We start from the raw sequence: 21,757 nt of genomic DNA, 5'->3' as shown, positions 1-21,757 counted from the left end.
CGGTGGACCGACACCAGCTAGGCCCATGGACCTGGCTACTGTCGGTTCACCGAGCTGGTGGTGCTGCACGAGGAGTTCTCTGCCGTGGAGTTCGTGTCCGCACTAGCCTTTCGATGTCGACAAACGCCTGCCGATGCCACAGATCCTTCCAATAGACACGGATCACGTGGTACCCAAGTGCACGCAGGCGCCGTTCGCGTTCACGCTCGCGGTCGAATTCCCTTCGCAGGTCACGACCGTTGAGCGTGTATTTGGCGCGGCCGTCGAATTCGATGATCGTCTTCGACGGCCGATGGATGAAGTCTGTGCGCGCCACGAAGAACCCGTTCTCATCAAAGATCTCGAACTGCGGCTCGATATCATCCAGGCCGAGTTCATGCAGACGGATCGCGACGATAGATTCTCCCGGTGACTCGTGCCGGGCATCGGCCAGGGCGAGTGCCGCATCGACTCGATGACAGTTCCGGGCCTCCTTGCAGGTTGCAAGCAAGGTGCGGAGCTCCTCCTTGGTGACCAGCTGTCTCCGCAGAGCATCATCGAGCATCGGAATACTGACCTCAAGCTCGTAGTCACGGGCGACGTCGATGAGCGTCCGCGGCTTCGAGGTCAGCATCATACCGCCGAGCAGCTCGACATGTACGGTGCCGAGCTCTCGCCTACGAACGATCAGTTGAGCGAACCGCGCACTGGAATTCGGCCTGATGACTTCCACCCGGGAATGCTCGATCTGCACCACCTCGAGCTGCCACAGCAATGCGGCGGACAGGTGGGAGAAGACATCGCTCGTCGCTTGTGGGCCCTTCGTAGTCTTCCTGTTGATCCTGTCGGCGCGAGCTCGGATCAGCACTTTTACCCGCTCGATGGCATCACGCTTATCTCCCAGTCGCACGAGTTCGTCGGCATCCCCGTCCGCGAGAGCTGCCCAGATCTTCACATGCCGAGGATTCGCACACGTGCCCGTGACAGCGAACCGACCGCGCGCAACGCGCTCGAGGCAACACCCGATCGCGGCACGAATGTCACGGTCCGAGTAGCCGAGACGCATCAGATCCGTCGTCGCAAAGACTTGATACATGACACTACAATCTATCAAACGTCATCAAACAGCAATACTTTGCATATGACCGTCCCCAACGATTTCGGGTAGCTCAAACGACCTGCCGCTCTTCAGCTCGGTGAACCGGCACCAGATCGGTTCATGTACCGGGCTGGTGCCGGTTCACCGAGCTGAAGATCCTCAACTGCTAATCCACACGACAATGTGTATTGTTGTGAAACAAACTGTTCGACTCGACGAGGAGGAGGCCGATGGACGCGGAGACGGAGAACGGAGTCGGTCCTGCGGCCGCAGCCGAAGCTGGCAGCGAAGGCGGCCCAGAACTCGAAACTCAAGCCTGAGCTGGAGCCGGTTCCACGGTCAGGACCGAGCTCGTCACCATAGCCGAGGAGCGACGGATCATCGGCGACGCCATCGCTCGGGGGCAGCAGGTGACTAGATGGACCGCGATGATCATCGGACTGCTGTTCATCGCTTCAGGATTGTGGTGGGCAGGCATCCTCGTCGTCGTTGTGACGACATTCGATCTGCCCCGCGTCGCGACTCAGCGCTATGCACGCAAGCGTGGGGCTCGGCTGACCATTCCCTCCCTCGACGAAGTTGAGAAGACTTCTCTGTCAGGCCTGTTGATCCCGGTCGTATTCTTCCCGGCTATCTGTGTACTCATCGTCGTCGAAGCAAAGCTCGGGCATCCTCTGCTGCAGTGGTCATGGAAGACTCCGCACTACCGGGAAGATGATCTGCACATGATTGTGCCTTTCGCCTTCGTCACCTTGACTCTCACCATCGCCTGGTTCGTCCGACGTAGAAAATACAACCAGCAGCACAAGGATGACGTTAACCACTGATCAGCGGTACAAAGCGGTACAAAGCGATACAGAGCGTGACGAGCGATCTCGACCTCGTCAGTATCGCACCCATCACGGAGTACCTTGAACATGACTCAGATCAGCATTGCTCAGTCGCGGCGCGGGCCACACAGCCGGACAGCCGCGAATCAGGTCAATCGCGAATGAGGGGGACGAAGCGATAGCTGCCATGCCGAGTGACGGTGATGCCCGCGTCTGCGTCAGCTCCCGAGTCTGCGGATCCGATGCGCACAACTCTCAGCATTTCCCCACCGACGGGGATGACCATGACACCTCCGATGCTGAGCTGTTCGACAAGCTCATACGGAAGCGATTCAGACCCGGCCGAAACGAGAATTCGGTCGAAAGGGCCGGCTTCCGGCAAACCAAGCACTCCCTCGGTCGCTGCGATGATCTCGACACTACCCAGGTCGACGGCGTCCGGATCAATTTCGCTCAGGGACGCCCGCGCGCCGTCGATGAGCCGACGGTAGCGCTCCACTCCGCTCACTCGACCGCGTCCTCCGACCAGCACGCCGAGGAGAGCCGTCGTCCATCCCGAGCCGGACCCAAGATCGAGCACCCGGTCACCCTCACGTGGGCCCAGGAGCGTCAGCATGTCGGCGACCGTGCTCGGCTGTGAGTTAGTCTGCCCATCGCCGATCTGCAGCGGCACATTGCTGGAAGCGAAGCCTCGTTCCTTAGCAGGCAGGAACAGCTCGCGAGGAACCTGGGCGAAGGCTTCGGCGAGTGAGTCAGCTTGTCGATCGGATGCCATAGAATCCTCCAATGCTGTGACATCTACGCTACTCCCCCACCCGATATCGCTACTGCCAAACGAGTATCGTTGACCCGTGACGAATACTGACCTCGAACGCGCGCAGACCCTGATCACCTCGATCCCTGATTACCCCCAGCCGGGAGTCAGCTTCCGCGATATCTCACCGCTCATCGCCGATGGTCCCGCGCTGCGTGCCGTCACCGAGGCGCTCATCGCACCCTTTGAAGGACAGTTCGACATCGTCGGTGGCCTGGAGGCTCGCGGTTTCCTCTTCGCGGGAACGATCGCGGCAATGACTGGTGTGGGCATTCTGCCGATCCGCAAAGCAGGCAAACTCCCCCGCCCGGCTGCAGCGGTGTCATACTCACTCGAATACGGGACTGCAACGATCGAGGGTCCCGATGTGCTCCAAGAGGGCGAGCGCGTTCTGCTCGTCGATGACATCCTCGCCACTGGCGGCACCCTGTCCGCTGCGCAGGCTCTTGTGAAGGAACTCGGCGCGGAGGTGGTCGGCTCGGCAGTCGCCCTTGAGCTCGAGGCGCTCGGCGGACGAGCTATCACCGGTGATGTGCACACCGTCTTCACAGACTGAAACACCTCACTGGCCAGGAGCAGTCAGTCTGGGCCAGCAGCAGTCAGCTACGGGCAGGTATCGTATTTCGCGCGCAAGGTGTCTTGAATCTTCAACGCCGCCGACGCCCGATAATCAGCCGGCTCCCGTTCCCCATTGCCGTTCGTGTTATAGGTGCAGGCACCAACGCTCACCGTTCCTCCTGCCGTCTTATTGTGCTGACGTCCTTCGGGCTGATCCGCCCACCAGGTAAAATTCCATGGCTCTGACGTACCGTCGTTGATCTGATCGATGAGCGTCGTGAGCTTCGTCGTGGCATTCACCTCGTCGGTGAGATGTGCGGAGGCAAATGTCACCTGGTCATCGTGGATCTCGATCCTGTCCAGCTCCCGGGTGCCCGGATGAAACGCGGTAGCCAGTTTGTCCTGCGCCTGCAGAGAATAGGGAAATGCCACCTTCCATTCCGCGGTCCCAGAGTTTCCGAAACTCACTCGCATCTCTTGCGACCCGAACACATCTCTGACAGCAGACATCACGGTGAATGCGTTTCCGTCGGTATCCCAAATCGACAGCGAATCATCACGATCATTGTCGTTGTTGGCCTCCCAGCTCAGCGTCTTTGCGTTCAGCGTTGACGCCAGGCTCCTGAGTCGCGGAAGTTGCTGCCTCAGCTGGTCGAGGTCCGGTTTGCCGTTGATTGCGACAGAAATGTGCGGCAACCTCAACGTCAGCTCTCGCCCATAGTCGACGAAATCGTCCCCGGCCTCGCTGTTGAGATTCTCTGCCACATTGACAAGGTCATCGTCGGTCGCTCCTGGCACCATATCTACCCTATAGACCAGCCGCCGCCCTATTTCGAAACTGTTCTGATATTCGCCACTGACACTCTCTACTCCAGGCAGTGCAGAGAGCGCACCCTCGATCTCGGCTGCACGATCGCTGAGGTCTGGCCGACCGATGCAGCCCGACAATCCGATGGTCAACGCTGCGAGGGCGATCATGACCAGAGTGACCCTGTGTGCCGGAGTAGTGGTGCGCATATTCTTCAACTTAACCGGGCTTCTCCTAATCGATGCATCCGGGCTGTGGCAGTTCCGTCACACCCGGTCCAGGACCCGCGGTCGGTGCACTTGTTGAGTCAACGATCACGCTTCCAGTCTGAAAGCTGTGCCTGGCAACTGGGAATACAACTCAGCGGTCGGCGCGTTATAGGCTCGGACAGGCACCGCCACCGCGGTGCCCTGCGTTTGCACCACATCAGACCATTACCCGTGACGAAAGGCGGCACCTTGACGGTTCCCACACTCACACTCAATGACGGCAAGACCATTCCCCAGCTGGGCTTCGGCGTCTTCAAGGTCGACCCCGAGGAGACCGAGCGCATCGTCACCGATGCGCTCGAGGTCGGCTACCGCCACATCGACACGGCTGCCGTCTACGGCAATGAAGAGGGCGTGGGCCGCGCCATTGCGAACTCCGGCATCGCCCGAGATGAACTCTTCGTGACCACCAAGCTGTGGAACGATCGCCACGGTGCCGAGGAATCGAAACGCGCCCTGGGCGAGAGCCTCGAGAAACTGGGCCTCGACCACGTCGACCTCTACCTCATCCACTGGCCGACACCTGAGAACAACAACTCGGTCGAGACCTGGGAGGCTTTCCCCTCCTACCGTGATCAGGGTCTGACCACTTCGATCGGTGTCTCGAACTTCGACCACCGCTACCTGCCCCAGATTCTCGACACCGGGATCATCCCGGCCGTCGACCAGATCGAGTGCCACCCGCAGTTCCAGCAGATCGAGACTCGTCCGCTGCTGACCGAGCACGACATCAAGGTCGAAGCCTGGGGCCCCCTCGGGCAGGGCAAGGTCGACTACGCGGACACAGTCATCGGTGAGATCGCGTCAACCCACGGCAAGTCCTGGGCGCAGACCATCATCCGCTGGCACCTGCAGCGGGGACATGTCGTCTTCCCGAAGTCAAACAACCGGGATCGCATGGCCCAGAACTTCGATGTCTTCGACTTCGAACTCACCACCGCCGAGGTGGCATCCATCGATTCGCTGGAAAACGGCGGTCGTGTCTCCGGTGACCCCGCCGAGGTCAACTGAGGTTCTGAAGTGAACTGACGCTGAGCGTTCAAGGCCCGCTGCGCAGCATCTTTGCTCCGCAGCGGGCCTTTCCGTGCCCTCGCCCCCAGGTCGTCGAACTTACGTCAGCTGACGAACCAGCTCCCCCGCCGACCACGCGGCAATGTCTTCGACGGCTTGGGTGAAGAAGATGCGATATGTGTCATCTGTGACGTAGCCCAGGTGCGGGGTCAGCACGGTCCTCGGTGTGCTGCGAAGAGGATGGTCGGCTGGCAGCGGCTCGGAGTCATAGACATCAAGGCCGGCACCGCGGATACGCCCCTCGCGCAATGTCGAGGTCAGGGCCTCCGTGTCGACGAGACCTGCCCGAGAGGTATTGATGAAGATGCTGCTCGGTTTCATCAGCGACAGCTCTTCGACACCAACGAGACGTCGGCTGCGTTCGCTGAGCTTGTAGTGCAAGGTCACGACGTCGGAGGTGGCGAAGAGTTCTTCCTTGCTCACAGCGTGTGCCCCCACATCAGCGGCCCGCGCCTCATCGAGGTTCTGACTCCAGGCCACGACGTCCATTCCGAAGGCAGCTCCAACACGGGCAACCTGGGTGCCCAGCCTGCCCAGTCCGATCACGCCGAGCTTGTGTCCGAAGAGGTCACCGCCGACGGTGGACTGCCAGCCGCCGGAGTGCACGGCGGCATCTTCGGCCGGGATGCTGCGCAGCACGGAGAGAATCAGCCCCCAGGTCAGCTCTGGAGTCGCCGATGTGGTGGATTCAGTTCCGCAGACCGTGACCCCCTGCGCTCGTGCGGCGTCCAGATCGATCGATGCGTTGACTCGGCCAGTGGTCACCAGCAGTCTCAGGTCCGGAAGCTGTGACAGCCGTTCGGCGGAGAAGACGGTGCGCTCACGCATGGCAACGACAACCTCAGCGCCGGTCACCGTCTCCACGAGATCCCCGGTATCGCGGATCGGGCGGGAGACGAATGTGGTCTCAGCCCCCAACGCCTGCCAATCCGCATAGCCGGCCGCCACGTTCTGGTAGTCATCGAGCACAACGATGTGCATGCCTGTCCTTCCTCGGAGGTTGCGGGGTTCGACAGCCCCCCCCCTGTCTTTCATCGTATAGCCGATAGGCTGGGCCGGTGAGCGCACCGATCATTCTCAGACAACGCAGCGGCCCCATCATCACCATCATCGTATGGGCGTTCCTTGCCCTGCTTCTGGTTGATGCGATCGTGCGCGGCTCCTGGGACACCGTGGGAACGTTCCTTCCACCCCTAGCTCTGGTGGGGTGGCTCGTCTTCATGCTCCTGTGGCGGCCAGCAGTCATCGTCGAATCCGAGCATGTCGTAATTCGTGAAATCCTGCGCACCACCACTGTGCCCTTTGCCGACATCACTGACATCCGGCTGAGCACGGTCGTCTCCATCATGGCCATCGCACCGAATGGGACCACCCGCACATACCGCCCGTGGAATGCGCCCGGGATGCCCCGCCGCAAGATCGACTCGGGGCTCACCGGCGGCACACGCCCTGAGTCCGTCGACAACCACCCTGCCTTCGAACTGCTCCGCCGCTGGGAGAACAATCACCAGGGTTCGAATCTCGCGAAACCTACCAACACCCCCGGCACCACCACAACGGTGTGGAACCTCGGCGTCCTGGGAGTCTGCCTCGTCCTCATCCTGCTTGTCGTCTTCGGCAGCCTGTAGACGTGTGGGTCAATGGAGCCGGCCCCGTGGGAGAACGTGAGTCCACGGGGCCGGCGATTGAGGGTGATCGTTTTGATCACGTGGATTGATCAGATGGTGAGCCTCACAATCACTTCTTGAAGCCGATCGTCGTCCAATCGGGAGTCTCGAGCTGGCGCGGCCCGAGATTCATAATGTCGTCCTTGACGCCCCAAACGTATGGGGTCGGATAGAACGGGATCAGAGGCTTGAGTTTGAGCACTTCGGCATCACCCTCGTTCGCCAGCTTCTTCGCCTCGTCCGGGTCGAGGGTCTTCGTTGCGGCCTTGAACTTCTCACCGATCGCATCGCTGGAGATCTTCGAATGGTTCTGCTCGGAATCGGCCGGGTAGAACAGGTTCGACCCCGACGAGATCGGGAAAGCTGTGCCTTCCCAGGTGAACGTGGCCATGTCGAAGTTGCCGTTGAGCACGTGATCGGCGAAATACGCAGCCACCGGGACGGTCTCGATCTTGATCTTGAAGCCGACCTCGTTGAGATCCTTCATGATCTGCTCCGCGCGCTGGGCGTTGGAGGCGGTGTCTGCGGGGACGACGATATTGAACTTGAGCTTCTCACCGTCCTTCTCACGCACCCCGTCATCGCCGGCCTTCCAGCCTGCATCGTCGAGGATCTTCTTCGCGGCATCCTGATCGAAGTCGAGACTGCCGTCAGCATTGTCCTGATAACCGTCCTGGCCCGGCATGAAGGTGACATTGTTGACCAGTGTCACCGGTGCTTCGACGGGGCCGATGGCTGCCTGGGCGATGGCCTCGCGATTGATGGCGTGACCGATCGCGTCCCGGACTTCCTGCTCCTTGAGGGCGCCCTTCTCTGCGTTCATGGTCACGTGCGTCCACTGCATGCCTTGAGTCTTGAAGATCTCGCCGTCTTTGCGCTTGCCAGCCGTCTCATATGCGTCGCCGTCGGTGCCGATGTCAACGAGGTCGATCTCCTTGTTCGCATAGGCCTGGGCCTGCTGCGCCTGCGAGACGATCTTGAAGACGACCTTATCCAGTTTGGGTTCCTGACCCCACCACTTGTCGTTCCTGACCATGGTGATGACGCCAGACTTGTTATCGACCTTCTTGGCTTTGAACGGCCCGTTCGAGGGCAGCACCTTCTTGACGTAGTCCTTGTTGAATGTCTTGGGATCTTCCGCGATCTCGTTCGGGATGAAGGCACCGATGTAGTTAGGCCAGTCGATGTTCGGGGTCTTGAACGTGACATTGACGTCATACTTGTCCTTACCGGACTTGATGCTCTTGATGTCCTCGAAGCCCTTGGTCGAGGCGACCTCGAACTTCTTGTTCTCACCGCTTTGCGTCTTCCAGAACGCCTCATAGTCCTCGACGTCGATCGGGGTGCCGTCTTCCCAGACTGCGTCTTTGTTGAGCTTGACGTTGATTACGAGAGGATCTTCGCTGGCGATCTCCACGCTCTCTGCATAGTCTTTGTCGACTTCCCAGCTACCATCTTCCTTGATCTTGACCGGTCCGCCCAGCGAGGTGCTGTAGAGATTGTTATTGTCCACGTGTGCACCGTCAGCATGGTAATAATTGAGGCTGGCCGGGATCTCGGTCATCGGATAGGTGAGGGTTCCACCATCGTCAATCTCGTCATAGTCTGCCTTCTGGTAATCGACAGACGGCAATCCCGCGATCTCCTCGTTCGCTTTGTCGCTGTCGACTCCTGCTGAGTCCTTGTTGTCCTGTTGGCAGCCGGAGAGGGCGAGCCCCAATGCCGCGGTCGCGGCGACAACCATTGTCGCCTTGTTCCTCATTTTCATGAGTTCCTCTTTCCTGTTCTCTGTGTGGGAATCGATGGGTGAGTGCTGGGTCGGGCTCACTCAGTCCGAGCGTTCGAGTTCGCCGATACGTTCGGAGAAATGGCAGGCCACCAGGGTCGCCTCCGCCCGCCGAGGCTGGGGATCCTCGTGCGTGCATCTGTGCTGCTCGCTCTCGGGCAGCAGCGAGAAGAGCGGGCACCGAGTGCGGAAACTGCACCCGGAGATCTCGTCGGTCGGGCTCGGGAGGTCACCGGAGAGCAGCACTCGCTCACGCGATCGTTCGATCTTCGGATCGGGCACCGGAATCGCCGACATCAGCGCCCTGGTGTAGGGGTGCTGGGGGTTGTCGTAGAGATCTTCAGAGGAGCCGAATTCGACGATACGGCCCAAGTACATCACCGCAACGTGATCGGCGATCTGTCTCACGACCGCCAGGTCATGGGCGACAAACAGGTAGGACAGCCCGAGTGAGTCGCGCAGGTCCTCCAACAGGTTGATGACACCAGCCTGTACGGACACGTCAAGGGCGGAGACCGGTTCGTCGAGCACCAACAGCTTCGGGTTGGTCACGAGTGCCCGGGCGATGCCGATGCGCTGACGCTGGCCTCCGGAGAATTCGTGCGGATACCGATCTGCCATGTTCGCGTCGAGGCCCACCAGTTCGAGCATCTCTGCGACGGTGTCATGACGCTGCTTGGCCGGGACCTTGTGAACGGTCAGTGGTTCCGCGATCACCTCGCCGATCGGCAACCGCGGATCGATCGCGGCCATCGGATCCTGGAACACGACCTGGACATCCTTGCGCATCGCCAAACGCTCTCGTTTTGACAGCTCAGAAACGTCAACGCCGTTGATGACGATCTGTCCCTTCTGAGGCGCCACCATCTCCAGGACCTCACCGATGGTCGTGGACTTGCCGCAGCCGGACTCTCCGACGAGACCGAGTGTCTGTCCTTCTCTGATCTCCAGATCGATGCCGTCGACGGCTCGCACGGTTCCGATCTGCCGTTTGAAGACTGCTCCCTTGAGCAGCGGGAAGTGCTTCTGCAGCCCGGTGACTTCGAGGACCCGTTCGGCTTCGCTGTTCTTCACCCGCTTCTCGACCGGCTCGGGTCGGGGGAAGATCGTGCCGGCGGTCAGGCTTCCCGAGGCGATCTCATCGGCCCGGTGGCAGGCGGCGGAAACATCGGGTGTGCCGTGTGAGACGAGTTCGGGTTCGACCTCATGGCAGATGTCGAGGGCGATCGGGCACCGCGGAGCGAAGGGACAGCCCGGGATCATATTCGACAGCGAAGGCGGCTTCCCTTCGAGGGGAACGAGTCGCTGGGTTCCGGCCGTCGCCAGGTTCGGCACCGAACGCAGCAGCCCGGTCGTATAGGGCATCTGTGGTCGAGCGAAGACCTGTTCGACCGGCCCCGTCTCGACGAGGCGACCGGCGTACATGACGGCGATGCGGTCTGCATTGCCTGCCACCACGCCGAGGTCGTGCGTGATGAGCACAATAGCTGCTCCAGTGATCTCACGCGCCTTCTGCAGGACGTCGAGGATCTGGGCTTGGATCGTGACGTCGAGTGCGGTGGTCGGCTCATCGGCGATGATGAGGTCAGGATCGTTGGCGATCGCGATCGCGATCATGGCTCGTTGGCGCATTCCTCCGGAGAACTCGTGAGGGTATGCCCTGACCCTTCGTTCGGGTCCTGGAATGCCGACCACACGCAGAAGTTCGATCGCCCTGCTGTGCGCTGCCTCCTTCGACAGGCTCGGATCGTGGAGGAGTAGACCCTCTGAGATCTGTTCGCCGATCGAATAGACCGGAGTCAGTGCCGACAGCGGGTCCTGGAACACCATGGCGATCTCGGAACCGCGCAACTTCGACATCGCATGGTCGTCCATGTCCAACAGTGATCGTCCGCGGTATCGGATAGAGCCATTGACTTGGGCGGTGGAGGGAAGCAGCCCCATCACAGCCATCGACGACACGGATTTGCCGGAGCCTGATTCTCCGACGATGCCCAGGAATTCACCCGGCATGACTTCGTAGTTGACTCCGCGAACCGCCTGCACATCCCCCTTCGGATTGGGAAAGGTGACGGCCAGGTCCCGGACCTCGAGGATCGGGGCCTGTGCAGGTGGTGTGGATCGGTTGGTGCTGAGAGTCTCAGTCACGATTGGCTCCTGAGGTGGGATCGATGGCGTCACGGAGTGCATCAGCCATCAAGCTGATGGCGAAGAGCATGAGAACGAGGACGCCGGCGGGAAAGACGAATAGCCACGGTCGGGTCACAGCCGCCCCGGACCCCTCGGCCAAGAGTGTGCCGATGGAGACATCGGGCTTCTGGATTCCGAGGTTGAAGTAGCTCAGGGAGGTTTCAGTCAGGATCGCCGAGACCACGCCCAAAGTGGCATCGACAATGAGGATCGACGCAACGTTCGGAATGATGTGCCGACTCAGGATCCGTGGAGTGGAGACCCCCATGTACCGTGCCGCCTTGACGAAGTCACGGTCCTTGATGGCCTTCGTCTGGTTCCTCACAACCTGGGCCATGATCATCCATCCGAACAGGGCGAGGAAGACGACGATCGCCATCCACGACAGTTGGCGCAGCATCGGCGCCAGGAGAACGAGGATGAAGAACGAGGGCAGGACGAGAAGCAGGTTGATGAACCACACGATGACGACTTCGATGCGGCCGCCGAAGTAGCCTGCTGTCGAACCGATGATCGCTGCCAGAAGACTCGCTGCAGGCCCGGCGATGATGCCGATGAGCAGAGATTTTTGCAGGCCTGCAACAGTCTGGGCATAGATGTCCTGGCCGATGGTGTTCGTGCCGAACCAGTGCTGTGCGCTCGGCGCTTTGTTGAGTGCGTAGATGTCCTGGTCGGTGGGCGTGTAAATGTTGATCGAATTGCCGAAGAGCGCGAAGAGAACGAAGAAGGCGAGCATGATGCCGCCGACCCAGAAGCGCGGAGTCGAGCGCAGTCGGCGCCAGACCAGGGCCAGACGGGAGGTGGGTTTCGAACGACGAGGCACAACCTCGGTGTCGGGAGTCGTGGAGATCGGAAGATCGGTGGCCATGTCAGATCCTCACTCTCGGGTCGAGGGCAGCGTAGAGAACCTCCGAAAGAGTCGAAGAGATCAGAGTCAGCACTGCGATGAAAAGAACGGACCCGGCAGCAGCATTGATATCGGACTGCAGGATCGAGTTGATGGTGAACTCACCCATGCCGTGCCAGGAGAACACCACCTCGAGCATCGCCGAACCCGCGACAAGTGTGCCGAAGGCGTAAGCGAAGTAAGTAGACATCGGGATGAGAGCCACGCGAACACCGTGCTTGACCAAGGCGGTCTTGCGGGTGCGTCCCTTCGAGCGTGCGGTGCGGATGAAGTCGGAGGCCAACACATCGAGCATGACCGACCGCTGATAGCGCGAGTATGTGGCAGCGCCCATCATCACCAATGCCAAAGTCGGCAACAGCATATGAGAGAGCTGATCGGTGAACCACGGGAAGACGCCAGGCGGTATGTCCGCCGTGTATTCGCCCGTGAAGCGAATAAGACTTGTGCCGATGAGACCGTTGAACGCAGTGGCGATGATCATTAGTACCACACCGATGACAAATGTCGGTGTGGCGATGATCAGATAGGACGCATAAGTCACGGCCTGGTCGGAGGCCTTGTATTGCCTAACGGCACCCCACACGCCGAGGACGACACCCAGGATGGCGCCGAGGATGGAACCGATGAGCAGAAGCTTGAGGCTGACACCTGCCCGAGTCATGATCTCCTGGAAGACAGGATTGTTGTGGACCGTCGTCGAGAAGTCTCCGTGGAGGAAGATATTCGTCAGCCATGACCACGTGCGTTCGATGATCGGAACATCCGGGTTGGTCCCGTGTCCGTCGAGGATGGACTTGATCGAGGCTTCCGACAGCGGCGGATTCTGGCCCCGATACCGGGCGGCCGGATCCATGAAGGCACTCGAGGTGATGTAGGCGGTGACAGTAGCGATGAAGGCCAAGATGAAATAGTTGACGAAACGTCGAAGAACGTATTTGCCCATGCCCAGACCTAAGCAGCTGCAGCGTGAGAGCTTCCGTGATCGGTCTCTGGCTGATGCATCGGCCCGGGGATGAGGGAATAGATCTCTTTGCGAATCTCGAGGGGTTGACGAGTCATCTGCAATCAAAGTTCCTTTGCGTCAAGTGTTGTCAGTTCAGTGATTTTGCACAGTTCCTCCATGAACCATCACAAACAACTGAACGTAAGATGAACTGTATCCATGTGTGATCCTCCGCACAAAGAGCCTTGCTCAATTTCTTTTTCTCCTACCGCCCGTGCCGCAGATTCTCGGGCGACACGCCGTGGTTACATTTAGGTAACAACAGTTGGTATTTCGCTTCCTCAGGCACAGAAACGCCGAGGCGGTGCGGACATTCGTCCGTACCGCCTCGGCGATGATTCGCTCCCCCACGCAGAGGCGGGTCAGCTCTTCGATGATCAGATCATCAGGTGTTCTCTGCTCAGAAGCAGACCGCTCCGGTGGAGGCCGACTGCACGAGCTTCGCGTACTTGCCGAGCACACCGGTCAGGCGGTGGTTGTCGGGGATCGTCCAAGTCTTGCGACGCTCAGCGAGGACCTCCTCGGAGACATCGAGCTCGATCGAACGGGCCGCGATGTCGACGGTGATCTTATCCCCGTCCTCGACGAGTGCGATGGGCCCGCCATCGACAGCTTCGGGGGCAATGTGGCCGATACACAGGCCGGTGGAGCCGCCCGAAAAGCGACCGTCGGTGAGCAGCAGGACATCCTTGCCGATGCCCGCGCCCTTGATCGCGCCGGTGATGGCGAGCATCTCGCGCATGCCGGGGCCGCCCTTGGGGCCCTCATAGCGGATGACGACGACATCGCCCTTCTTCAGTTCACCGTTGAGCACGGCGTCCATGGCCGGCTTCTCCTGGTTGAACACGCGCGCAGTGCCTTCGAAGACATCGGCATCGAAGCCGGCGGACTTCACGACCGCGCCTTCGGGCGCCATCGAGCCCTTGAGCACGGTGAGGCCACCGGTGGCGTGGATCGGGTTGTCCATCGCGCGCAGGATCTTGCCGTCGGGATCCGGCGGGTTGATGTGTTCGAGGTTCTCGGCCACGGTCTTGCCTGTCACGGTCATGCAGTCACCGTTGATCAGGCCGTTGTCGAGCAGAGCCTTCATGATCACGGGCACGCCGCCGATCTTGAAGACATCGTTCATCACGTACTGACCGAAGGGCTTGACGTTGCCCAGGTGCGGAACCTTGTCACCGATGCGGTTGAAGTCATCGAGGGCGAGTTCGACTCCGGCTTCGTGGGCGATGGCCAGCAGGTGGAGAACCGCGTTGGTCGATCCACCGAAGGCCATGACCACAGCGATCGCGTTGTGCAGCGATTCCTTCGTGATGATGTCCTTCGTCGTGATCCCCTGACGCAGCAGGTTGACGACGGCGTCACCGGATTTGCGCGCGAACATCGTGCGGTCGCGGTGGATGGCCGGTGGGGCGGCCGAACCGGGCAGTGACATGCCCATCGCCTCGGCTGCCGAGGCCATGGTGTTCGCGGTGTACATGCCGCCACAGGCACCTTCACCTGGGCAGACAGCGCGTTCAATGGCGTCGACGTCACCCTGGGTGATGGTTCCGGCGCGGCAGGCACCGACGGCTTCGAATGCGTCGATGAGGGTGACTTCCTTCTCGGACCCGTCCGACATCTTCGCGGTGCCCGGCATGATCGAGCCGTTGTAGAGGAAGACGCTGGAAAGGCCGAGGCGGGCCGATGCCATGAGCATGCCCGGGATCGACTTGTCACAGCCGGCCATGAGGACGGATCCGTCGAGTCGTTCGGCGCTCATCACGGTCTCTACGGAGTCGGTGATGACCTCACGTGAGACCAGCGAGTAGTGCATGCCCTCGTGGCCCATGGAGATGCCGTCGGAGACGGAGATGGTGCCGAATTCCAGGGGGAATCCGCCTGATTCGTGCACGCCTTCCTTGGCGGCCGCGCCGAGGCGTTGCAGTGACATGTTGCACGGGGTGATCTCGTTCCACGAGGTCGCAATGGCAATCTGTGGCTTGACCCAGTCGTCGTCGCCCATGCCGACGGCTCGGAGCATGCCGCGTGCGGCAGTGGCTTCGAGGCCGTCGGTGACGTCGCGAGAACGTGGTTTGATGTCTGGGTTGGTGGAATTCGTATCAATGCTCATGCAGGCACTCTACGCCGGAGTCCACCATGTATAGGCCAATTTCTCGCATGTTGGAACTAGTTTTGAACCGGTCAGCGAGAACTGATGAGGCAGTGCAACGAGAACCGCTCAGCGGTTCGAGAAGAACCGCTGAGCGATAGATCGAGAACTGCTGCGATCACTCCGTCGAGACGAGGTTGAGCGGCGCTTCGCCATCGTTGAGGCGGCGGACCTGCTCGGCCAGAATCTGCACCACCCGTGGTTCGAACGCTGAGGTGTCGCCTCCCTCATGAGGTGTGATGAGGGTATTCGGTGTCCCCCACAGCGGATGGTTCTCCGGCAGCGGCTCGGGATCCATGACGTCGAGAGCGGCATGGAGACGGCCCGTGCTCAGTTCGGCGACGAGTGCCTCGGTGTCGACGACCTTGCCCCGAGCGACGTTGACAATGAGAGCGTTGTCGGGCAGCTGGGCCAAGAAGTCCTTGTCGACGAGCTTGTTCGTGGACTCGGTCAGCGGTGTGATGAGCACGACCACCTCGGTGTGAGGAAGCAGCTTCGGCAGATCATCGACGCCGTGGATGTGGCCACGATCATCCTCACGTGCCTTCGTCGCGACCCGCGTGAGGTCGACTTCGAAGGGTGCGAACCGATCGGCGATAGCCGACCCGATCTCACCGGCGCCGATGATCATGACGCGACGGTCCTGCAGGGAGCGGTTGCGTTTGTGGTTCCAGATGCGTGCACTCTGGGCACGCACGGCATCGTCGATGCCGCGCAAGCTGGCCAGGGTCAGCGTCAGCGCAAGTTCTGCGGTTCCGCCGGTGTGCACGCCCGAGGCGGTGGCCACCTCGATGCCACGCTCAGGCAGGTGCGCAACCGGATCGTAGCCGGTGGTCTGGGTGATGACCAAACCCAGGTTCGGCAGATCGTCGAGCAACTCGATAGTCGGTCCCGAATTGAGGTACGGGAGCACGACGACATCGACATCGTCTCGGCTCAGCTTCGCCGACTTCTCGGCATCCGAGTAAACGACGAGGTCGACGTTGGCGCGTTGATGCGCCGGGATCCGGGCGATGACGCGGTTGCGGAGTTCAGAATCTGGGAAGGCAATGGTCTTGATCGACATAGCCACATTGTCCCACGAACTGTCCCACTCGGGCAGGGCTGTCCGCCAGACCTATTCCGACAGTCTCACTCCGGCAGGGCGACAGTCTCACTCCGGCAGGGCGCGGCCGATTCGTGCGAACACAGCCCCGATGACTTCGAGTTCCTCATCGCTGACGTGGGAGAGGAAGACATCGTCGATGTTCTCCCGGTGCTGGCGTCCCGCATTGAGGAAAACCTGAGCACCGACCTCGGTGAGGCCGACGTTGTGTGCCCGTTTGTCGTCCGCACATTCTGTCTTCGTCACCAGGCCGGCGTCTACAAGCACCTTGATCCGGTAGTTCAGCCGTGATGGCGAGAACACGAGTTTCTTGGCCAGCACGCTCATCGTCAGCAGATGGGTCGGCTCCTCCCACAGGAGCAGCAATGTGTTGTAGTCGCTGACGGTCAGACCCGCCCTGTCCTTGAGGTTGCCCTCCAAGTTCTGCCGGATGCGCTGTGAGGTCTCGAAGTAGGCACGCCACGACTCCTGCGCGAGTGCGTCACTGTCCCGGCCGAGCTTGATGTCGACCATCTTCAGCCCTCAAGCAACTGGGCGAACGGCGTGATGAGCTCGGGATCGAACTCATCATTGATACTCGGATCCCGCCGCGCGCCGCGGCTTCCGAACTCACCGGTCGTCGCCGACGCTGCACCGGCGTCGTCGGGCTTGTCTGCGTTGTCGGCAGCCGAATCAGCAGCGACACTGTGCAGGCTCGCAGCCAAACCGATCAGTTCGTCGCTGGCCTGGGCGATCCGAGCGTTGAGGTTGCGGCCGCCCTCGACGCTGCCCCAGTCATCGGTCGCGGCGAAGATGGTCGTCGGCACGACGATGCCCTTGAGGTAGGACAGCATCGGGCGCAGCACGGTCTCCCCCGCCATCGAGTGCCGCGGTGTGCCACCGGTGGAGCCGATGAGCACGGGCTTGTTCGCCAGGGCCTTTTCGTCGATGAGCTGCCAGAACAAGGTGTGCAGTCCCACCGGCGCGACCTTATACACGGGTGCGACGGTGACGATCACATCCGCCTCGGCAACCTTGGCGAATGCCTCTTCGAGGTTCTCCGAGCGGAATCCGGTCAGTGCCATATCGGTGAGGTCCGAGCTCAGATTGCGCACGTTGATGTGCTCGGTCTCCGCGCTCAATCCCGCATCGTCTGCCGCAGAAGTGGCCGCTGCGATGATCTTGTTCGACAGTTTCAGTGTGGTTGAGTCCTCGCTCAACGAGGTCGTGATGCTGAGAATCCGCATCAGCGATCAGCTCCTTCCGTGGCAGTCTGCTCCGCGGCCCTGGCCTGACGATCGGCATAGGCACGCGATCCGGGGCCACCGCCGGGGATAGGGTCCCGACCCTCGCGGTGGCGGATGACGAGGGATTCGTGTGTCGGTGCATCGGGGACATCGGCCGGACGGTCCTTCGCAAATTCCTTCCGCAAGACCGGCACGACTTCCTCGCCGAGGAGGTCGAGCTGTTCCAGCACCGTCTTCTGCGGCAGTCCCGCATGGTCGATGAGGAAGAGCTGACGCTGGTAGTCCCCGGCCCAGTCGCGGAAGCTCAGTGTGCGTTCGATGACCTGCTGCGGCGATCCCACGGTCAGCGGGGTCTGCGTCGAGAAGTCTTCGAGGCTGGGTCCATGCCCGTAGACCGGTGCGTTGTCGAAGTAGGGACGGAACTCGTTGACGGCGTCCTGCGAGTTCTTGCGCATGAACACCTGACCGCCGAGTCCGACGATCGCCTGGTGCGCCGCGCCGTGTCCGTAGTATTCGTAGCGCTGGCGGTAGAGCTGGACCATGCGGGCGGTGTGCGACACGGGCCAGAAGATATTGTTGTGGAAGTATCCGTCACCGTAGTACGCGGCCTGTTCAGCGATCTCGGGGCTGCGGATCGAGCCATGCCACACGAAGGGTGGAACGTCATCGAGTGGTGTCGGTGTCACGGTGAACCCGCCCAGAGGCGTGCGGAACTTGCCTTCCCAATCGATGTTCTTCTCACGCCAGAGGCGGTAGAGCAGGTTGTAGTTCTCGACCGCCAGTGGAATGCCCGAACGGATGTCCTTGCCGAACCAGGGGTAGACTGGACCCGTGTTGCCGCGTCCCATGACCAGGCTGATGCGGCCATCGGAAAGGTGCTGAGCATAGGCGTAATCCTCTGCGATGCGCACCGGGTCGGTGGTGGTGATCAACGTGGTGGCTGTCGACAGACGCAGCTTCTCCGTCTGTGCCGCGATGTGTGAGAGCAGGACCGGCGGGTTCGCGGGGGCGACGAACGGCGGGTTGTGGTGCTGACCGGTGGCGAAGACGTCGAGGCCGACTTCCTCGGCCTTCTTGGCGATCTCGACAGTGTTCTTGATCCGCTGATTCTCAGACACCGTGGACCCATTGGTGGGATCGGTGGTGACATCTCCGATGGTGAAGATTCCTAATTCCATGTCTGCTCCTTCTGCTCGCCGCTCGCGAACCCTCGTCGAACTGAATTGCTTCAGTTTTGAAGTAACTAGTTGAAAGTTTAACAGACAGTATGCGTGAAGTATTCCCGAGCCTTGTCACACAAGATTCGGGGAAGCCGAGACACAGCAATCGCCGACCCTTCATAGTCGAAAACCGCCAGGCCCTCCCAGTCGAAATCCTCCGGGGATGTCGGCTGGGTGGACCCGGCGATGACTGCTGCTGCGGGTGGCAGTGGTGACGGGTGGCCTCGGTGAGTGGGCCTCTGGCTCAGATCCAGATGGCGGGGTCGATCAGTTCGAAGTCGGCGTACTTGGAACTGGTGTCACCGGATTCCGTGGCGACCGCCTCGGCGCCGGTGGACTTCTTATACGGCCTGACCTTCGCGGGGATTCCGACCGCACTCGAGTCGGCGGCGACGTCTTTGACGACGACAGCATTCGCGCCGACCGAGGAATTGTCGCCCACAACGACAGGGCCCAGGATCTTCGCCCCGGCCCCGACGAGGACGTGATTGCCGATGGTCGGGTGCCGCTTCGCCTGCTCCATCGACGTCCCGCCCAAGGTGACCTGATGGTAGAGCATCACGTCGTCGCCTATCTCCGAGGTCTCGCCGATGACGACTCCGTTGGCGTGGTCGATGAAGAAGCGTCGCCCGATCTGCGCGCCGGGGTGGATCTCCACTCCCGTCAGGGTCCTCACGGCCTGAGACATCAGCCTGGCGGGCACCTTCGTGGTGTCGTTCTGCCACAGTCGGTGCAAACCGCGGTGCGCCCAGATCGCATGCATGCCCGGATAGGAGACCAGCGAGACGAAATCGCTGGTGGCCGCAGGGTCACGCCTGCGCACGGTATCGAGATCTTCGCGCAGAGTTGCGCGCACCCCCGGGCGGCTCAGCCCATAGGCGACCGCGCCGATCGCCGCAGCAGCTGCAGTCCACAGTGCCTTCATCTCAACAGTCCTTCGTGCTCGTGATCGTCAATCCTCTATGCCGTGAGGGCGCCAAACATGTGTTTGGCGCCCTCACACCGCGGAATCGGCATCCGCCTCAGGCAGTGCCCAGTCCAAATTCCTCTGTTCAGTCCATGTACTCGGCGAACAGCGGTGTGGTCAGGTAGCGCTCACCGAAGTCGGGCAGAATCACGACGATGCGCTTGCCTGCGTTCTCCGGGCGTGCACCCAGCTCTTCGGCTGCCACAAGTGCGGCACCGGAGGAGATTCCGACGAGCAGCCCCTCTTCCTTCGCAACCTCGCGGGCGCGGGTGAAGGCGTCATCGTTCTCAATGGTCACGACTTCGTCGTAGATCTTCGTGTCGAGCACGCCGGGGACGAAGTTCGCGCCCAGTCCCTGAATGGTGTGCGGGCCGGCTTTACCACCGGAGAGCAGTGCCGATGCAGCGGGTTCGACGGCAACGATCTTGACGTCAGGGTTCGCCTCGCGCAGTGCGGCTCCGGCACCGGTGATGGTTCCGCCGGTTCCGATGCCCGAGACGAAGATGTCGACCTTGCCGTCGGTGTCGGCGAGGATCTCGGGGCCGGTGGTGGTGCGATGGATGTCAGCGTTGGCCTGGTTCTCGAACTGGCGGACGAGGACGGCACCATCTGCTGCGATCTCTTCAGCCTTGTCGACAGCACCCTTCATGCCCTGGGCCTTGTCGGTGAGGACGAGCTCGGCACCGAAGGCACGCAGCAGGGCGCGGCGTTCCTTCGACATGGACTCCGGCATCGTCAGCAGAACCTTGTATCCGCGCGAAGTGCCCACCATCGCCAATGCGATACCGGTGTTGCCCGACGTGGCCTCGACGACCGTTCCGCCCGGCTTGAGCTCTCCCGAAGCTTCGGCGGCATCGATCATCGCGACGCCGATGCGGTCCTTGACCGAGTTCGCAGGATTGTAGGATTCCAGCTTGGCGACGATCTCCGCGCCGGAGCGTTCGCTGGCCTTGTTCACACGAATCAGCGGTGTGCGGCCGACCAGTTCGGAAACATTGTTGAAGATGGTCAAGACATGTCCTTTCACGCTTAATTGTTCGCCCGGCAGTGAGGGCTGTGACGAAGACGTCACTCAACCACCAGCCAAAGGCTTCAGCTGCTGATCTCATCTCGTGGACCGAGACGGTTCGACACCATCATAACCACCCGCCACCTGCTGTTGTTCCCGAGATGGTTGCTCAACAATCCATGTTCGCTTCCGGCGAAATATGATGTCATGGCGCGTCATAGGCGATCAACTGCGCGCCTCGCACCGTGGCGCTGAACGCGTCGAGCGGCCGAACCGCTGAACAATTGTGGTGGATTTCTTCACTGTCAGCTCTCTTAACTCTACGGTTCCGGTGCCCATCGCCAGTCCAGCCGCACGGCTGCTCAGACGCGAATATGAGACGCCGGGGTGGTCAGGGAGATGGTCGGAGCGCAGAATTCCTTGTGGAACGACAGGCGGGCAGGTGAGCGCTCGGATGAACTCTTCGCAGACGGAACGCGGCGGGAAAGCCGATACGATTGTCCTCATGGCTATTCATCCCATCGTCATCTACGGAGAACCTGTTCTGCATCAGCGTGCGGAGAAGGTCACTGACTTCGACGACGAACTCGCAACCCTCATCGCTGATATGCACGAGACCCTCGACGCCAGCAATGGTGTCGGTCTGGCCGCTCCCCAGATCGGCGTGGGCAAACGCATCTTCGTCTTCAACGCCGAGGATGATGACGGAGTCCGCAGACGCGGCACCTTCATCAACCCGCTGCTCATCGCCTCGAAGGTTCCCGATACCCGCCCGGATCCCGACGAGGAGACCGAGGGATGTCTCTCGGTGCCCAGCCTCGACTTTCCGCTCAAACGCGCGGAGCGGGTCACGGTCAATGGTCTCGATGAGACCGGCCAGTCGGTGTCTCTGACCGCCGAAGGGTGGTTCGCGCGCATCATGCAGCACGAATACGATCATCTGCAGGGCATGCTCTATGTCGATCGTCTCGACAAGCGCTGGTCTAAGAAGTGGAAGAAGGAGCAGGCCGCCAACGGATACACCGTTCCCGGGCGTTCATGGATGCCCGGCGTCGACCCCGATCCGTTCGGTCACTGAGTCGGCACTGAGTTCG

Annotated in this window: 20 protein-coding genes; 5 read left to right on the top strand and 15 right to left on the bottom strand. The window is 61.0% G+C overall.

All coding sequences use genetic code 11. The annotated features are described in order from the left end of the window. Positions 1 to 46: 46 nt before the first annotated feature. Positions 47 to 1,075 carry a hypothetical protein gene (locus BSP239C_RS15465; protein ID WP_101574253.1) on the bottom strand — a complete coding sequence of 343 codons (1,029 nt, stop codon included), beginning with the start codon at positions 1,073 to 1,075 and terminating at the stop codon, positions 47 to 49. Positions 1,076 to 1,506: 431 nt separating this feature from the next. Between BSP239C_RS15465 and BSP239C_RS15460 the strand changes: the two genes are divergently transcribed. Beyond that, a complete protein-coding gene (locus BSP239C_RS15460; protein WP_101574252.1) occupies positions 1,507 to 1,905 on the top strand; it encodes a hypothetical protein in 399 nt (132 codons plus the stop codon). A gap of 154 nt (positions 1,906 to 2,059) precedes the next feature. On the opposite strand, the gene BSP239C_RS15455 is transcribed toward BSP239C_RS15460, so the two are convergent. Beyond that, complete coding sequence (locus tag BSP239C_RS15455; RefSeq protein WP_101574251.1) at positions 2,060 to 2,683, bottom strand: protein-L-isoaspartate O-methyltransferase; 624 nt, start codon at positions 2,681 to 2,683, stop codon at positions 2,060 to 2,062. Between the two features lie 76 nt (positions 2,684 to 2,759). Here BSP239C_RS15455 and BSP239C_RS15450 point away from each other — a divergent pair, with 76 nt between their 5' ends. Beyond that, positions 2,760 to 3,278: an adenine phosphoribosyltransferase gene (locus BSP239C_RS15450; protein ID WP_101574250.1), complete on the top strand. Its 519-nt coding sequence runs from the start codon at positions 2,760 to 2,762 to the stop codon at positions 3,276 to 3,278. A gap of 47 nt (positions 3,279 to 3,325) precedes the next feature. On the opposite strand, the gene BSP239C_RS15445 is transcribed toward BSP239C_RS15450, so the two are convergent. After that, positions 3,326 to 4,258 (bottom strand): hypothetical protein, encoded by a 933-nt coding sequence (locus tag BSP239C_RS15445; RefSeq protein ID WP_219618913.1) that lies wholly within the window; start codon positions 4,256 to 4,258, stop codon positions 3,326 to 3,328. Between the two features lie 288 nt (positions 4,259 to 4,546). Here BSP239C_RS15445 and BSP239C_RS15440 point away from each other — a divergent pair, with 288 nt between their 5' ends. Then, the gene (locus tag BSP239C_RS15440) at positions 4,547 to 5,368 is read left to right on the top strand and encodes an aldo/keto reductase (protein ID WP_101574248.1); all 822 of its coding nucleotides are present in this window, start codon (positions 4,547 to 4,549) and stop codon (positions 5,366 to 5,368) included. A 99-nt stretch (positions 5,369 to 5,467) separates the two neighbouring features. Here the strand turns inward: BSP239C_RS15440 and BSP239C_RS15435 are convergent, their stop codons facing one another. Next, positions 5,468 to 6,409 carry a D-2-hydroxyacid dehydrogenase family protein gene (locus BSP239C_RS15435; protein WP_101574247.1) on the bottom strand — a complete coding sequence of 314 codons (942 nt, stop codon included), beginning with the start codon at positions 6,407 to 6,409 and terminating at the stop codon, positions 5,468 to 5,470. 77 nt (positions 6,410 to 6,486) lie between these two features. Between BSP239C_RS15435 and BSP239C_RS15430 the strand changes: the two genes are divergently transcribed. Further along, positions 6,487 to 7,056 (top strand): PH domain-containing protein, encoded by a 570-nt coding sequence (locus tag BSP239C_RS15430; RefSeq protein ID WP_101574246.1) that lies wholly within the window; start codon positions 6,487 to 6,489, stop codon positions 7,054 to 7,056. 109 nt (positions 7,057 to 7,165) lie between these two features. Here the strand turns inward: BSP239C_RS15430 and BSP239C_RS15425 are convergent, their stop codons facing one another. The 11 genes from BSP239C_RS15425 to cysK all read right to left on the bottom strand — a co-directional run bounded on the left by BSP239C_RS15425 (position 7,166) and on the right by cysK (position 20,666). After that, a complete protein-coding gene (locus tag BSP239C_RS15425) occupies positions 7,166 to 8,863 on the bottom strand; it encodes an ABC transporter family substrate-binding protein (RefSeq protein ID WP_101574245.1) in 1,698 nt (565 codons plus the stop codon). Between the two features lie 60 nt (positions 8,864 to 8,923). Beyond that, entirely contained in the window at positions 8,924 to 11,029 is a 2,106-nt protein-coding gene (locus BSP239C_RS15420) for an ABC transporter ATP-binding protein (protein ID WP_101574244.1), read from the bottom strand. After that, positions 11,022 to 11,939 carry an ABC transporter permease gene (locus BSP239C_RS15415; protein WP_101574243.1) on the bottom strand — a complete coding sequence of 306 codons (918 nt, stop codon included), beginning with the start codon at positions 11,937 to 11,939 and terminating at the stop codon, positions 11,022 to 11,024. The genes BSP239C_RS15420 and BSP239C_RS15415 overlap by 8 nt, the downstream gene beginning before the upstream one ends. Position 11,940: 1 nt before the next feature. Next, positions 11,941 to 12,924, bottom strand: coding sequence for an ABC transporter permease (locus BSP239C_RS15410; RefSeq protein ID WP_101574242.1), 984 nt, complete (start codon positions 12,922 to 12,924; stop codon positions 11,941 to 11,943). Between the two features lie 460 nt (positions 12,925 to 13,384). Then, positions 13,385 to 15,097 carry a dihydroxy-acid dehydratase gene (gene ilvD / locus BSP239C_RS15405; RefSeq protein WP_101574241.1) on the bottom strand — a complete coding sequence of 571 codons (1,713 nt, stop codon included), beginning with the start codon at positions 15,095 to 15,097 and terminating at the stop codon, positions 13,385 to 13,387. A gap of 157 nt (positions 15,098 to 15,254) precedes the next feature. Continuing rightward, a complete protein-coding gene (locus BSP239C_RS15400) occupies positions 15,255 to 16,202 on the bottom strand; it encodes a 2-hydroxyacid dehydrogenase (protein WP_101574240.1) in 948 nt (315 codons plus the stop codon). A gap of 87 nt (positions 16,203 to 16,289) precedes the next feature. Continuing rightward, the gene (locus BSP239C_RS15395; protein ID WP_101574239.1) at positions 16,290 to 16,754 is read right to left on the bottom strand and encodes a MarR family winged helix-turn-helix transcriptional regulator; all 465 of its coding nucleotides are present in this window, start codon (positions 16,752 to 16,754) and stop codon (positions 16,290 to 16,292) included. 2 nt (positions 16,755 to 16,756) lie between these two features. Beyond that, complete coding sequence (locus BSP239C_RS15390) at positions 16,757 to 17,467, bottom strand: NAD(P)H-dependent oxidoreductase (RefSeq protein ID WP_101574238.1); 711 nt, start codon at positions 17,465 to 17,467, stop codon at positions 16,757 to 16,759. Then, positions 17,467 to 18,645 (bottom strand): LLM class flavin-dependent oxidoreductase, encoded by a 1,179-nt coding sequence (locus tag BSP239C_RS15385; protein ID WP_101574237.1) that lies wholly within the window; start codon positions 18,643 to 18,645, stop codon positions 17,467 to 17,469. The genes BSP239C_RS15390 and BSP239C_RS15385 overlap by 1 nt, the downstream gene beginning before the upstream one ends. Before the next feature lie 286 nt (positions 18,646 to 18,931). After that, entirely contained in the window at positions 18,932 to 19,612 is a 681-nt protein-coding gene (gene epsC / locus BSP239C_RS15380; protein WP_101574236.1) for a serine O-acetyltransferase EpsC, read from the bottom strand. Positions 19,613 to 19,739: 127 nt separating this feature from the next. Next, the gene (gene cysK, locus BSP239C_RS15375; protein ID WP_101574235.1) at positions 19,740 to 20,666 is read right to left on the bottom strand and encodes a cysteine synthase A; all 927 of its coding nucleotides are present in this window, start codon (positions 20,664 to 20,666) and stop codon (positions 19,740 to 19,742) included. A 502-nt stretch (positions 20,667 to 21,168) separates the two neighbouring features. On the opposite strand from cysK, the gene def reads away from it, so the two are divergent. Further along, positions 21,169 to 21,741: a peptide deformylase gene (gene def / locus BSP239C_RS15370; RefSeq protein WP_101574285.1), complete on the top strand. Its 573-nt coding sequence runs from the start codon at positions 21,169 to 21,171 to the stop codon at positions 21,739 to 21,741. The last annotated feature ends 16 nt before the right edge of the window (positions 21,742 to 21,757 follow it).

Origin of the sequence: Brevibacterium sp. 239c, assembly GCF_900169365.1 — a bacterium.
In the GTDB taxonomy this organism is placed as follows: domain Bacteria; phylum Actinomycetota; class Actinomycetes; order Actinomycetales; family Brevibacteriaceae; genus Brevibacterium.
The sequence above is the reverse complement of the archived record's forward strand: the minus strand, read 5'-3'. Positions and strand labels throughout refer to the sequence as shown.

Excerpts from the sequence above, each read along its gene's own strand:
- BSP239C_RS15465 (WP_101574253.1), bottom strand. The coding sequence starts at position 1,075 with ATGTATCAAGTCTTTGCGACGACGGATCTGATGCGTCTCGGCTACTCG.
- BSP239C_RS15460 (WP_101574252.1), top strand. The coding sequence starts at position 1,507 with ATGATCATCGGACTGCTGTTCATCGCTTCAGGATTGTGGTGGGCAGGC.
- BSP239C_RS15455 (WP_101574251.1), bottom strand. The coding sequence starts at position 2,683 with ATGGCATCCGATCGACAAGCTGACTCACTCGCCGAAGCCTTCGCCCAG.
- BSP239C_RS15445 (WP_219618913.1), bottom strand. The coding sequence starts at position 4,258 with ATGATCGCCCTCGCAGCGTTGACCATCGGATTGTCGGGCTGCATCGGT.
- BSP239C_RS15435 (WP_101574247.1), bottom strand. The coding sequence starts at position 6,409 with ATGCACATCGTTGTGCTCGATGACTACCAGAACGTGGCGGCCGGCTAT.
- BSP239C_RS15425 (WP_101574245.1), bottom strand. The coding sequence starts at position 8,863 with ATGAAAATGAGGAACAAGGCGACAATGGTTGTCGCCGCGACCGCGGCA.
- BSP239C_RS15415 (WP_101574243.1), bottom strand. The coding sequence starts at position 11,939 with ATGGCCACCGATCTTCCGATCTCCACGACTCCCGACACCGAGGTTGTG.
- BSP239C_RS15410 (WP_101574242.1), bottom strand. The coding sequence starts at position 12,924 with ATGGGCAAATACGTTCTTCGACGTTTCGTCAACTATTTCATCTTGGCC.
- ilvD (WP_101574241.1), bottom strand. The coding sequence starts at position 15,097 with ATGAGCATTGATACGAATTCCACCAACCCAGACATCAAACCACGTTCT.
- BSP239C_RS15400 (WP_101574240.1), bottom strand. The coding sequence starts at position 16,202 with ATGTCGATCAAGACCATTGCCTTCCCAGATTCTGAACTCCGCAACCGC.
- BSP239C_RS15395 (WP_101574239.1), bottom strand. The coding sequence starts at position 16,754 with ATGGTCGACATCAAGCTCGGCCGGGACAGTGACGCACTCGCGCAGGAG.
- BSP239C_RS15390 (WP_101574238.1), bottom strand. The coding sequence starts at position 17,467 with ATGCGGATTCTCAGCATCACGACCTCGTTGAGCGAGGACTCAACCACA.
- BSP239C_RS15385 (WP_101574237.1), bottom strand. The coding sequence starts at position 18,645 with ATGGAATTAGGAATCTTCACCATCGGAGATGTCACCACCGATCCCACC.
- epsC (WP_101574236.1), bottom strand. The coding sequence starts at position 19,612 with ATGAAGGCACTGTGGACTGCAGCTGCTGCGGCGATCGGCGCGGTCGCC.
- def (WP_101574285.1), top strand. The coding sequence starts at position 21,169 with ATGGCTATTCATCCCATCGTCATCTACGGAGAACCTGTTCTGCATCAG.